General features: G+C 41.9%; 4 protein-coding genes. 2 read left to right on the top strand and 2 right to left on the bottom strand.

Annotation, left to right across the window (positions count from 1 at the left end):
* Positions 1-8: 8 nt before the first annotated feature.
* Both ACOQO1_RS07700 and ACOQO1_RS07695 read left to right on the top strand, forming a co-directional pair.
* On the top strand, positions 9-8,327 hold the full coding sequence (locus ACOQO1_RS07700) for a T9SS type B sorting domain-containing protein (protein ID WP_420602285.1): 8,319 nt from the start codon (positions 9-11) through the stop codon (positions 8,325-8,327).
* Positions 8,328-8,533: 206 nt separating this feature from the next.
* On the top strand, positions 8,534-8,833 hold the full coding sequence (locus ACOQO1_RS07695) for a hypothetical protein (protein ID WP_420602284.1): 300 nt from the start codon (positions 8,534-8,536) through the stop codon (positions 8,831-8,833).
* Between the two features lie 20 nt (positions 8,834-8,853).
* Here the strand turns inward: ACOQO1_RS07695 and ACOQO1_RS07690 are convergent, their stop codons facing one another.
* Together ACOQO1_RS07690 and ACOQO1_RS07685 are read right to left on the bottom strand one after the other, a co-directional pair.
* Positions 8,854-11,598, bottom strand: a complete 2,745-nt coding sequence (locus tag ACOQO1_RS07690) for a T9SS type B sorting domain-containing protein (protein WP_420602283.1) — start codon at positions 11,596-11,598, stop codon at positions 8,854-8,856.
* A 208-nt stretch (positions 11,599-11,806) separates the two neighbouring features.
* Entirely contained in the window at positions 11,807-14,551 is a 2,745-nt protein-coding gene (locus ACOQO1_RS07685) for a T9SS type B sorting domain-containing protein (protein WP_420602282.1), read from the bottom strand.
* Between the last annotated feature and the right edge of the window lie 180 nt (positions 14,552-14,731).

Below are 14,731 nucleotides of genomic sequence, written 5' to 3'. Positions count from 1 at the left end.
CTTAACCTATGCTCCCTCAAAAAACAAGGCATTTGCTATATGCCGTGTTGTTGGTGTTTTTATCCATATTTTGTTCCACGGTATTAGCAAAAACAGAGGTCAACCGGATACTGACAAAAATAGTATCCACAGTTTCTGAATCCAACAATGAAGAAGCACCTGCTACTTCTAAAACTGTTGACCAGGTAACGACATCAGATGTTTTACGTTCTGCTAGCAGCAGCATGTTCATGACCATTATCCAAGGGGCTGATGAAGAAGTGGTCTGTCCCAACGATGGTAGTACCCTTGCCAAATTCTTCCTTTGTGGAACCAGCGATATAAGAACATTGACTTTAAGTCAATCTGGGGGCAGCTATGAATGGCAACAGCTTGATCCCAATACATGTGCACCCACTGTAGTTGACGATTGTCCCACCATTAATGCAGCATGTACTTGGAACACCGTAGGTACAGGAGCAACATACAATCTGGATTCAGCAGGAGAATTCAGGGTTCGGATTGGTTCAGGTCAATACTACTATTTTAAGTCTACATTAAATCCTCTAGATCCACAATTGATCAAGGAGGATATTATTTGTGGAAATCCTGGTAGGGTAGAGGTGACCAATGTTCCTGCCGGATACGAATACAGTTTGAACAATTCAACAGGTCCTTACCAAGATGATCCTTTCTTTGATGTGACCACTTCTGGTAACTACATGGTATGGGTGCGACTGAAAAATGTTTCAGCAAGTGCATGTTTATTTCCATCGAACACAGTGAATGTACAGGATTTGGATATTACCGTTGATGTTACCGCCAATGATATTCTCTGTAGTAGCGAGTTGGGAAGCATAGATGTTGCTGTTTCCGGAGTACCTGGGTTTTATACCTATCGTTTAATTAAAAATGGGGTTACCGTAGATACCTTTGGACCTAATGGAGCCGATTCTTATACTTTCGCCAATGTGAGCCCGGGAACTTATAGCATACGGGTAGATACTAATGATTGTTCAGAAACGGTTACAACGGATACTAACGGGGCTACTATTGAAATTGGAAATGGAATTAGTCCATTGGATGTTTCTGCAACAGCTTCAGCAAGTTTCGGTTGTGGGGCCACATCTGTGGATGTGAATCTTACCACATCTGGTGGTACCGCACCTTATCGATTTAGTGTTGATGGAGGTCCATTTAGTTCAACCTATACCGGGTCAACAACTTTTACAGTGACAACGGCGGGAACCTATGCTATTTTGGTAGAAGATGCCAATGGATGTCAGCGAAGTGCTTCGGTAGATGTACCCAATATTCCACCGCCAATCTTTAATATTACCGAAGAAGATGCCAACTGTGGAGGATCTAACAATGGTAGAATTACCGTTAATGTCACTAACGGATTTGGTTATGAGATTGAGTACAGTATTGACAATGGAAGTAATTATCAAATCAGTAATGTGTTTTCAAACCTTGCCCCGGGAACTTACGATATTGTATTAAGGTATGAGCAAGATTCGTTTACGTGTACAACCACTCCAATAGTGGGAACCATAGGCACTCCCTCAACCATAAATGCTACCGCAACGCCTGATTCCGTACCTACATGTACCAATGAAACAGGAGGGCAGATAACAATTTCAGGAGTTTCAGGAGGTACGGCACCTTACGAGTATAGTGTGGGAGCTGGTTTCGGAACTAATCCGGTCTTTTCCAATTTGGGAGTAGGAACATATACTCCTTTAATAAGAGATGCCAACGGGTGTGTAGAACCTCTTCCAGATATCGTTTTTAATACTTTGGACAAACCAACGGATTTAGCCTTTACTATTTCCAGCTTAGATTGTATCACCACAACAGCTTCGGTAGGATTGGTGGTAACAGGTGGAAGTGGCCCTTATACTTATGAAATCATTGCTCCGGCAGCTAGCGCTATTAACAATGGGAATAATGATACATTTTCTGGCTTGGGATTGGGAACATATACTTTTAGGGTCACTGACAGTGAAGGGTGTTCTTATGATGAGAACTATGCCATTACTGATATCAGCTCAATTGGTGTTCAGGCACAACAAACTAAAGTGGTCACTTGTGTTGGCGACACGGATGGGGAAGGACGATATTTGGTGGATGGATTCAATACAACGTATAGCTATAGTATAGACGGCGGAACTGTATTTACAGGACAAAATGCTGGTATTATCCCAGTGGCTGGATTGGCGGCAGGAAATTATGTGATTTCAGTAACGGATGAAGATACCAATTGTACCGATACAGCCACTTTGATTATTGAAGAACCAGCTACAGCATTTGCCATTTCCAGTCTGGATGTTACCGATATGAGTTGTCAAAATGGCAATATCGGTGCTGTTAGGGTGAACACTGTTGGTGGATGGGGAGGTAACCGGTATACGCTGACTCAACCGGATAGTTCTACGCGAGGACCAAAAAATGGAAGTGTATTCTCCAACCTTTCCCAAACTGGAACTTATCAGGTTAGTGTAACCGATGCCAATGGTTGTACTGTGACTGATACTTTTACTCTTACGGCCTTGCTGTCCCCGACCTTAACATTGGATACAGGAGCTTCTGATTTATGTTACGACAATTTTAATGCAGCTACCTTGGTGGTGAATGCTACCTTGGGTGCTGCTCCATATCAATATCGAATCAATGGAGGAGCTCTGGGTGCAAGTAACAGTTTTTCTGGATTAACACCAGGGACCTACACCATAGAGGTTGTGGATGCCAATGATTGTAGGGATACTGTAACCCAAACCATTGAACCACAGGTGACTGCTTTGGCAACGACTATCCAAGAATTGGATTGCGCGGGTCCACCTGCCCAAATTCAGGTAAACATCAGTAATGGGTATACTTCAGGTGGTGATTACGACATTTATGAAGTTCAAATAAATGGAGGCGGTTACACTTCCAACAATAACAACATCACCGGAAATTCTTTCGTTTACAGCATTCCAAATGATGGTTCCATAACTTCTGATACTACCTATCAATTCTTGATTACAGATAGTGAGGGATGTACAACAGAGTCAAACATTGTGACTATAACTCCACCGGAAACCATAGCTGGTTCAGTAGTGGGGACGGATACTCAATGTGGAGATAATACTAGTGGTATTGTGGAGGTAATCCCAGATACCTCTCAGGGGATTCCACCATATGAATTCAGTAACGATAATGGGGTTACTTTCAGTACACAAAATATCTTTTCTGGATATGGTCCCGGAACCCATGGAGGTTTTATTGTAAGAGATAGCAGAGGATGTGTGAGTCCTGCTTACAGCGTAACTATTGCCTCAAGTACACCTTTGGATGCCACGGTTACACCAACACCTGCAGTATGTTCCGCCGGAAATGTGCGTGGATCCATTTCAACTACAATCAACAACGGAGTTGCACCTTTTGATTACGTTTTATTGGATGCAGCAGGAAACCTAGTGGCTCAGTCTATAGGAACAGGAAGTACAACCGTAAATTTCCCCAATCTTGATGTCGGAAACTATACTATAGTTACTACAGATTCCCAAGGTTGTGAGGACAGGGATGATGTGGTTCTTGATCAAAATGTATTGGATTTGATTCCATTGGACACTCCACCGGCCTTATGTTCAGTGGCTGGTTTTACCTATCGTGTTCGCGCAACAGGAGGTACGGCGCCCTATGAATTCCGATTGGTGGGAGACCCTACTTTTAACCCTGCTACTTCGGGAGGTGATACTTATGACTTTACGGGTCAGGTGACTTTTGGTGTAACCTATTTTGTTGAGGTAAGGGATGCTTTGGGATGTACCTATATTGAAGAAATAGACCCTATAACCGCCCCAAGTCCAGTTACCGTAACGGCAACGGCCACTACCGCGTCCTGTAATGTTTCCGGAAGTGGAGGAATAGACTTTCAAGTATCCGGCTTACCTGCTAATCCAGCAGATTTTACGGTTACCTTGGAAAATACGGATACGGGAGCTACCATTTCAGGCCCTACATCATATACCAACGAAGCTCTTCCTTTCAATAGCACATTTACTGGATTGGCACCTGGAAACTATCAAATTATTGTTACAGATGACAATACAGGATGTAGTGGAAGTACCTTGGTGTTCATTGGATTCAGTTCGCCAACCATAGTGGTAGATAACAATGTACAGGCTACCTGTAATGCAGGTGCGTTTGTTACAGTTAGAGGTTTTGGAGGAACGGTGCCTTTCGGATATGCTTATGTTCCAACCGGAGATCCTGTCCCGACCACTTTTGGAACAGATACCACTTTTGAAATCCCTGGACCTTATCCCGCTGATTACGATTTTTATGTAGAAGATGCCAATGGATGTACGGCTTTAACCACTGTTACCGTAACTCAGGAACCAGGAATTCCAACTCCGGCGATCGACGTCACCAATCAGTGTACTGCAACCAGTGGTTATCAAATTGAGGTGACTGCACCTCTATCCACAGGTTCTGGATTACCTGATGAAACCTTTATGTACGATATTGGAAGCGGCTTTCAGAGCAGTGTCAATTTTGTAGTGCCCAATCCGGGAAGTTATGTAATCACTATTAGGGATGGTAACGGATGTACGGATACTATTACAGCAGATGTTTTTGATTTCTTTGCCATAACGGCAGATGCCACATCCTTCCCAACCTGTAATGCAGGAGATGGTGTAATAACCGTAAATACTACCGGAGGTAGTGGTAATTTTGAATTCCAACTTCGTGATGCAGGTACATTGGCCAATATTGGCCCTGCGCAAAGTTCCAATGTATTCAACAGTGTATTGCCAGGAGATTATAACATTTTGGTGACAGATTTAAGCTCTAACACCGCGCCACTTTGTTCAGACGAGGCAATTGTAAATGTAACTACTGTAAATACGCCTGTCATTGCGGCTACACCAAGCACAAGTATTAGTTGTAATGGTGCGGTTGATGGTTCCATAGCTGTGGAACTTCAACCAGGTAGTGACACAGATACTCCTATAAATTATGTCTTATATGATGGGGCGAGCTCAACAGTTTTGGCAGGACCACAGCCATCTCCAATTTTTGATAATCTTGGTCCAAATACCTATCAGGTAGAGGTAGTTTCGGATAGAGGATGTACTGATCGCTCAGGAAATGTTATAATTAGTGAACCTACAGTATTGCAAGTGAATGCTGTCAACACAGAATTTAGTTGCAACCCATCAAGCAATCAGTTCAGTACGGCCACAATAACAATCCATACTGATACCAATGGTGATGGTACCGGAACTGCAACTGGAACAGGGCCGTACACCTACAGTATGAATGATGGTACTCCCCAGTTTGATGGTACCAATTTTCAGACCAGTAATGTATTTGAGGTTATTGATAATGGTACCAACCAAAGTATCATTCTTACAGCTCGAGACCAAAATGGATGCGAAGAAACAGCTACTGTTAATATAAATACCCCTACGGACATCACATTTAGTTATTCAGTTGACCAGCTTACTTGTGATGCATCGGGGACAGCGGTAAATCCCGGTTCCATAACAATTATTGTTAACGAGGGCCCAGGAAACTATGAAGTGGAAATATTGCCCTTGGGTTCTGAACCAGCTAGAAGTTCCTCCGGAACAGATAGGGTTGTTTGGCCCATTTCAACTCCGGGAGATTATATTTTCGCCGTAACCGATATAGGTAGTGGAGGATGTACATATCTAACATCTACAGTTAATATGCCTGAGTATAATACCATTGAGGCAATAATAGCGGAGGTAAGACCGGTTACCTGTTTTAACGGTAATGATGGAGAGATCAGTTTGGAAATCAACAACTATAGTGGCACTTATAATTATGAGGTTTTCTCAAGAGATAACTCAGGGGTTGAAACTACTACTGGGGTAACGGGAAGTTTTGATACCAATGCACCTATCAATACCCCCGAAATAATAGGAGGGCTTCCAGCAGGTAACCTTATTGTACGGGTCGAGGCTTTGGATTCACCATTTTGTGATGTTACAAGTAATGTGGCAACCGTTCGCTCCCCGGATAGGCCACTTACCGTGGATCCAATACAAACAACTGAAGTTACATGTAATGTGCCTGGTTTTGGTGAAATTACAGCTACCGGAGATGGAGGTTGGGGTACCTATGAGTATCAATTGATAGCTCCGGATGGAACAACGGTATTGGTGGATTACCCAAATACAAACCCCATATTCCAAAACTTGTCTACAGGTACGTACACCGTCAATGTTAGGGATTTTAGAGGTTGTGAGGCAAGTAACACAATAAACTTACCACTACCAACTCCAATTAGCTCGGATATTCAGATTGTTCAACCATTGCGTTGTAATAATGATAATGACGGAATTATTGAGGCGTACAATGTTGCGGGAGGCCAAGGACCTGGAAATTATTTGTACCAGCTGAATAGAATTACCGATGGTACAAATAGTGGTTTACAGACCACACCAACTTTTGCCAATTTATCCGCAGGAGAATATACCATTACCATTTTTGATGGATGGAACTGTAGTTTTACCACTTTGCCAATTATGGTGCAAGATCCTGAAATTGTGATTGCTGAACTAAGGGAACTTCAACCACCTGGTTGTGGGGATTTAGGTAGAATGGAACTTACGGTGACCAATCCAGAAGCTGGGGTGGACTATTTTTATCGTAGGGCTGGAACAGCCGATCCTTTTACTCCATTTGGAACAGGATTGTCCAGTGTTGAAATTGCAGTGGATATTACTATAGACCCAGGACCGTTTCAATATGATGTCCAAAATTCCAATGGCTGTCCATTTGAAAAATCCAACCAGATTTCTTTGGATCCGGCAGCCCCATTGGTGATTGCACTTGACTTAACAAACGCAACCATAAATTGTGCAGGTGAGGCAACAGGAATCATTAGGTCAGAGGCATTTGGTGGAATAGGTAGTTATGTGTATACCTTGTTAAATTCAAACACTCCACCAAACCCAACAGCAGCCAATACTGTAAGGTCTGCCCAGAGTTCTGGAATCTTCAGAAATCTTAACCCGGGAACCTATTATGTTTATGCACAAAGTGGTGGTTGTGAAGCTATATCAGACCCTATTGTCATTGAGCCTAAGCCTCCTTTGGTATTGGAGTATTTGGAAGCTGTACCTGTGGTCTGTCATGGAGACACTAATGGACAGATTATTATAGAGGCTAGTGGAGGTACTGGGGCGATTAGATATTCCATATCAGATACTTTGAGTGAGTTTTTTGAAGGAGACGATCCTGCCAATCCAAACAGAAAAACATTTGATGATCTGTCGCCCAGAACCTATGATGTGATTATCCAGGATGATTTGGGATGTACCATTACCCGTACAGTTGAAATCACACAGCCTATGGAGTTGATTGCAGGTATTGCTGCTACTACCCCAGAAGTATGTCTCGGAGATGGAGATGGAACCATGACCTTGGAAGTTACAGGAGGTACAGCGCCTTATTATACCAGTGTAAATTCTGCGGATGATGCTGATTTTGTTCAAAATGATACCTTGTTCTTCGACAACTTATCCGGAGGTGAAACTTATGTGGTTTTCATTAGGGATTCCAATGGATGTCAAACCAACGTAGTTGCAGAAATTGGGGTGGGAATTGAGTTAATGGCAGAACCCATAGTAGAATACGGCTGTGATGGTATTTTTCCGAATAGTACTGCCACAGTTTCAATTACAGATAGTTCGTTGCTCCCCAACCTGCTATTCTCGTTGGATGTCGATGATATTCAACTGGCAACAGACCAAAGAGTATTTGGGGATTTGCCAGCTGGTGAGCATACGGTGTACATTTACCATCAAAATGGATGTGTAACCTTTGTAGAGTTTGAGATTGATGCCTATGAGCCTCTGACCTTAATGGCTGAAAAGACTGGACCCAATGAAATCAAGGCAATTGCATCCGGAGGGTTTGGCGGATATGAATATTTCTTTCAAGGTGAATCGTATGGAGAAGTCAATACCTTTACCGTAAACATGGATGCAAACATAAACGTAATGGTCAGGGACCAAAATGGGTGTGTGGCCAATTTGGTGATGCCATTTGATTTTGACGGAATGCCAGAAATACCACCTTTCTTCACACCTGATGGTGATAATCTAAATGATTATTGGTATCCGGAAAATAGAGAGTTCTTCCCGAATATAGATGTTATTATCTATGATAGATACGGTAGGGTTGTTGCTCGACTAGACCAAGTTAAAAAATGGGATGGAACCTACGAGGGATCTCCACTACCTACGGGTGATTATTGGTATGTGGTGTATGCCAATGACCGCGAGAAACAACAATATGTTGGTCATTTCACACTCTACAGGTAAGCTTGCACTTTTTTAATTATATTTATAGTATAGCTGAATCATTTTCTTGTTTGACCAAGAGAATTCATTGATTTGATTTATCTAAGGAGAATGTAGGTTCATCTATAGAAATGGGAAGTCTGCCATTTTTAACAGGAAAACAGGTGTAAATAAATTACTTTGTTTCAGATGAAAAATGGTAAATACCTACTATAACTAACTAATCGATGAATAAGAAAAAGCCTACGCCAACACCTTCCTTTTTAACAAACGAAACAGATAACCTAGATTACTCAATATTCCAACTAAACCTATTTCTAAATGGCTATGGCGAGGTGCACAAACCCTATAAAATAGATTACAATACGTTATTGATGAGTTACCACCTCTGGAAGGGAAAGGATATTGAAGAGTTTTGTCAAGATCAAACTGTGGGGTATTTTTTGTTGAATCCCATGCATGATTCGGCTGAAGCCAGAGAGGCTTTCTGCATAGAAATACGGGAATTCCTTTTGGGAATTTCGTAGTTGGCAAAGACAGGATGATTTTATCTTTTTAAGGCAAAGTGACCTCGAAAAAACCGTCCATCCTCAAGAGATACACTGAACCAGTAATCTGAAGATGGTAGGGGGCGACCGTTCAAGGTACCATCCCACCCGGGAGACGCAGGATCTACTTGAGCCAATAAATTACCATACCTATCATAAATGTAGACCAGGGATTGGGATTGTAATTCAGCATTTATTCCCTGAATCTGCCAATAATCATTTTGGTTATCTCCATTTGGAGTGAAAAATGCTGGATGTCCGATTACTGAAAATGCTTTCTCTACAGTTTCACACCCATTTACATCTCTCACAAATGCTTTATGAACTCCAGGAGGTACATTCTGAAATACGTTACTGTCTTGATACGGTCCGAATGGATTGTCTATTGAAAATTCAAAATTTTCATACGTTTCCAATTCAACTATCACATTACTTTGCAAACTTATTAATCCATCTACAATCAAATCTGTCACTACGGGTGGTTCAATAGAAGATACTTCGATAGTTTTGAACGCTTCGCATCCGGTTCCATCAGTTTTTGTGGCAATTAATGTGTACGTTCCTTCTTGTTGTATGTCATAGCTTTGGTCGGAGCCCAATAAATTTCCTTCTGTATCTAACCATCGATAGGTGTAGCTTTCGGCAGGATTGGTAGGACTAATTGTATATGGTAGCTGATTTGAACAGATCTCCAGATTGGTTAGTAGATCAAACCTGGGGGCCTCATCGATTACAAGGGTCACATGTTGTCCCAAACCGATACAGTCATTAGCATCCGAACCATCAACTCGTACCCAAATATTTTGAAGAAAGGGAGATTTTTTATTTCTGTATTTCATTGGCTCTATCGCATTTGTTTCGGATAGCGCGTTTTCTTCCGATTCATAATAACTAACCGTTAATGGACGGGTAGGGGGGAACAATGCCAAGATAGAAGCCGTAGCTCCACTAAAGTCAAATGTTCCAATTCCATCGGCATAGCCTCCGTCCACAGAATCGTCACATGCCTTTACCTCCAGATTAAAACTATCAGGTATGGCAGTACTCACCACTCTTAAATCCAAGGTAGTAATATTGAAACAACCAAGCTCATTTTCTGCCCTTACAAAGAGTTGAGAAGCCATAGCATTGGAAAATGAATGGGCATCTTCAATTTTATTGGAGTTACCAATAGCTTGTCTTTCGGTTATAAAAAAACCATAGGTCAGTGTAGGGTCTGGATTAATAAGGGAGGCTGCCTCATTAAGATTGAAATCCGCGATACCATCCCCATCTGAGTCACATTGGGTAAGTTCTGCTGTTCTAACAAAGGGATGTTCCGTTACCTTAATCTCTTTTGTGTATGTTTCTACATCTGTACCTTTGGTTATGGTAGCTGTGGCAATATAGGTGCCCGCAACGGTATAGATATGCTCAATGTCTTTGTCAGTTGTATCCAAGGGAGGGGAGCCATCTCCAAATTCCCATCTTATGTTATCTGGTTCGGGCAGGTAATTTGTGGATAGCTTGGTGCCATCACCCTCACATGCATCTTCATATTCAACCCTTACCTGAAAATAAGATTGTATGAAAGAAGGAAGCCCTTTTTTACTTGACCTGCCCAAGGCTAGACCATCCTCCACATAGTTGCAAGCCGCACCTACTTCTTTTGGATTGTTGATTACACCCAAATGACGTCGTTGTACATGCGCGTGATAAATTTTGCCGTCAATGGCTAGCTGGAGTGCAGTAGGGTCGTCTGGGGAATCATATATTCTTTTATAAGAAAGGTTGTTCTCCAAGTCTACCTGAACCAATACACTACCATTATTGGAATGTCCACTTGGAGGGACATTTCCGTTTTTATAGCTGCTAACCGTAGCATACAACTTTTTGGAATCTGGTGAGAACTCTACCCCATAGGCAAAAACAAAATCATCGTCCATTAATTTTTGTTCGTTTGAGATTGCACCTGTGGCAATGTTAAAATCGAAGAGGTAAAGACTTCCTGGGGAATGTCCACTGGGATCAACGTTGTTCATAAAGGTGGCCATTGCCAATTTGGTTCCATCTGGGGACATCTTTATTTGCCCTTTTGCGTTTCCTGCATAAGCCCCAAGAAAAATATTAGGTCCTATCTTGGAAACCACAGGAGTTTCATCAACCCCGTTTTCATCAACCTTAAATGCATAAAATGAATCTTTGAAGTGGGTAATTACCCAATAAATATCCTCACAGGAATCCTTGATTGCGGTAAGTTTTTGGGAACACTTTAATTCCCTTTCAAATCTATCGGTTGTATCATACGTGATTAGATGTTCGCCTCTGCTGCTTATTGAACCCGGACCGGTCATATTGACCTCAAAATAATTAAGGCCATCCCCTTTCCATAGTATCGTGTCCACGGTATCATAATCATCTGTTATAAACAGATAATAAAAGTTGGGAAAACCCGGTTTTGGTACAATAATGGAGGATTGCGTACTAAAACTACTTCCTGATAAAGCTCTGCTGCCCGGCATGCGTCTATGCAATCTGTTGTATGCTATTTCCGCATCAGTATAAAAAAGTAAGTTTCCCTCTTCAGTGGAGATGGTGGCACAACCTTCATCGGTGTCCATAACACCGTCATTCAATGATTGTGGCACAAGACTATTAAAGTCTAACCCTGCAAACTGCCCAAAATGCCATATAGCGGCTTCTCGATCTTGGGCATATGCCAATCCAAACCAACATGCCATTAGCAATGTAAGTGCTCTTTTCATAGCGAAAATGGAGTATTACTGCTTTCGTAAAATAATGAAAGTAAATAGCTATCAACTCTAAATATAATGAATTCAGGGTATTGAGCGAAAATGTTTCAATAAAATCGGTTTTTATATCCCCTTTTATAGATGAAAAGAATTATGTGCCATGTTCTTTATAAGAAGTGTAATATCTGCTGAGATAATCAAGAAATTAGAAGATGTGGTTTTACCGCTTCAGGGTGAAATGTCCTTTGAAGGATCTACCATCTTCTAGAGAAACACTAAACCAATAATCCGAAGCGGGTAGGGGTTGCCCATTCCAGCTTCCGTCCCAACCAGAGGAAGCAGGATTGACTTGAGCAAGCAAGTTGCCATATCTATCATAAATAAAGACGATGGATTGTGCCTGGATGTCTTCACTTATACCCTGAATCTGCCAATAGTCATTAATATTATCATTGTTGGGGGTGAAAAAAGCCGGATGCCCAATAACCGAAAATTCTGCCTCTACCACATCGCAGCCATTGATGTCTCTTGCATAAGCCTTGTGTACACCTGGGGGTACATTCTGAAATATGTTACTACTTTGGAAAGGACCAAGGGGGGTGTCCAGAGAAAATTCAAAGTCTTCGTACTCTGCCATTTCAACAGTTGCAGTGGTCTGCAAGCTTATCAGGCCATCAACCTTTACGCCTAATATTTCAGGGGGATCTATGGTAGCGACTTCAATTGTACGAAAAGCTTCACAGCCTGTTCCGTCAGTCATGGTAGCTTTTAGGGTAAAGGTTCCCGCTTGCGGAATGCCAAAGCTTTGGTCCGTACCTAAAATGTTTCCACCGGAATCCATCCACTCATAGGTGTATATGCCCTGCTGATTTCTGGGACTTACGGTATAGGGTAGCTGCTTTAGGCAAACTTCTAGGTGAGGGTCCAGGTCAAAGATGGGTCCGTCGTCAACAACAAGGGAAATATGTTGGCCAAGTCCAATACAGGCATTTTGATTGGTACCATCAACCCGTACCCAAATATCTTGCCGCCCTGGGGAACTTACATTTCTATAGGCGGTCGGGTCTATTGGGTCCAGTTCTGATAGTGCATTTTCAGAAGATGTAAAATACCTTACTTCAAAATTACTGTTGGATGGAAATAATGATAAAACGGTGGCGGTTGCACCGCTAAAATCAAAGGTCCCTATACCATCGGAATAATTATTGTCAACTCCATCATCACATGCCCTTACTTCTAAGTTGAAATCGCTCGGAATTGCTGTACTTACAATTCTAAGATCTAAAGTAGCTACATTATAACAACCAAGTTCATTTTGGACCCTAACGAAAAGTTGGGAGCCCAAGTCATTGGAGTATGCATGTGCATTAGGTATAGGGTTGGAACTTCCTCTGGCTTCCCTCAGCGAATAATGGAAGCTATAGGTCAGGTCTGGTCCGGCATTTATTAGTGATGCTGCTTCAAATAGATTGAAATCTGATATTCCATCGCCATCAAGATCACATTGTACCAATTCTGCTGGGTTTGCCGGAGGAATGGCCGTTACCTCTACTTCTTTGGTATAGGTCTCAACATCAGTACCCTTTGTAATGGTGGCTGTAACACTATAAGTTCCAGCGCTGGAATATACATGCTCCGGTGACTTGTCCACCGTGTTCAGAATTGGGGAGCCATCCCCAAAATCCCATGCTATATTGTCTGGATCAGGAAGATAATTAGTTGAAAGTTTGGTGACATCATTGACACAAGCTTCTTCGTACTCCACTCTGACTTGAAAAAAGGATTGGACAAAGGCCGGAAGTCCTTTCAGACTAGTTCTACCTAGAGAAAGTCCATCCTCTACGTAGTTGCAGGCTACTCCAACTTCCTTGGGGTTGTTGATAACCCCTAGATAGCGCCTTTGTGTTTGTGCATGATAGATTTTACCATCAATACCCAATTGTAGGGCCGTAGGGTCAACAGGAGAATCTGCGATTTTTTGATAGCGGTTGTTATTCTCCAAATCCACTTGAACCAAAACACTACCATCATTAAAATAACCACTTGGGGGTACATTCCCATTTTTGAAACTACTGACCGTTGCATACAGCTTTTTGGAATCTGGAGAAAATTCCACACCATAGGCAAAAACAAAATCGTCATCCATTAATCTTTGGGCGTTGGATACTTGTCCGGTTGCAACATTAAAATCAAACAGGTATAAACTGCCGGGCGAATGACTTTCTTTGTCAACACCGTTCTGAAAATTGGCCATGGCCAATTTGGTTCCATCAGGTGACATCTTAATCTGACCTTTAAAATTCAGCAAAGGTTTTCCCAATTCCATTACAGGGCCAACATGGGATACAATAGCTGTCTCATTGACTCCATTTTCATCAATTTTAAAAGCATAGAATGCATCTTTAAAATGGGTGATGAGCCAATAGATTTCTTCACAGGGATCTTTGATGGCGGTTAACTTTTGAGAGCATTTCAAAGCCCTTTCAAATCGATTGTTGGGATCATAGGTTATCAAGTGGTTGACTTCATCCCTGATAGAACCTGGGCCTGCCATACCCACATTATAATAGTTTAAGCCTGAACCTGTCCAAATTATGGTGTCCGCCGTTTCATAATCGTCCGTAGTAAATAAAAAATAGTTGGTAGGGTTGGACGGATCAGGGACTATAATTGCAGATTGGGTACTTGTAGTGCTGCCCACCAGAAACCTGCTTCCTGATAGCGGTCTATGGGAACTGTTGTATGCATTTTCTCCATCTGCATAAAATATCAAACGTCCCTCTTCTGTGGCAATGGTGGTGGTTCCTTCAAAAGTATCGCTAACAGCTCCAGATAGTGATTGTGGAACCAGACTATTAAAATCAAGTCCGGCATACTGCCCAAAATGCCATATGGCAGCTTCACGGTCTTGGGCACTCGCCAAGCCCATCCAAAATGCCATTATGATAAATAGTGTTCTTTTCATGGCCAAGTTAGACGACTATAATTTTCGTAAAATCCTGATAATAAGTAGCTATCGGATTAAATATAGTGATTTCAGGGTATGGCGCGAAAATACTATCATAAAAAAAGCTGGAAGCCCAAAAAAATGGATGAAATGAATAGTTTGATAAATCCGCCCAAATTGTATATTTGCACTCTCTTT

Source organism: Flagellimonas sp., assembly GCF_965222555.1.
Taxonomy (GTDB): domain Bacteria; phylum Bacteroidota; class Bacteroidia; order Flavobacteriales; family Flavobacteriaceae; genus Flagellimonas.
This window is presented reverse-complemented; position numbering and strand designations above follow the sequence as displayed.

What these genes read in the sequence shown, in the direction of transcription:
- ACOQO1_RS07685 (WP_420602282.1), bottom strand. Translation starts at nt 14,551, where the DNA reads ATGAAAAGAACACTATTTATCATAATGGCATTTTGGATGGGCTTGGCG.
- ACOQO1_RS07690 (WP_420602283.1), bottom strand. Translation starts at nt 11,598, where the DNA reads ATGAAAAGAGCACTTACATTGCTAATGGCATGTTGGTTTGGATTGGCA.
- ACOQO1_RS07700 (WP_420602285.1), top strand. Translation starts at nt 9, where the DNA reads ATGCTCCCTCAAAAAACAAGGCATTTGCTATATGCCGTGTTGTTGGTG.
- ACOQO1_RS07695 (WP_420602284.1), top strand. Translation starts at nt 8,534, where the DNA reads ATGAATAAGAAAAAGCCTACGCCAACACCTTCCTTTTTAACAAACGAA.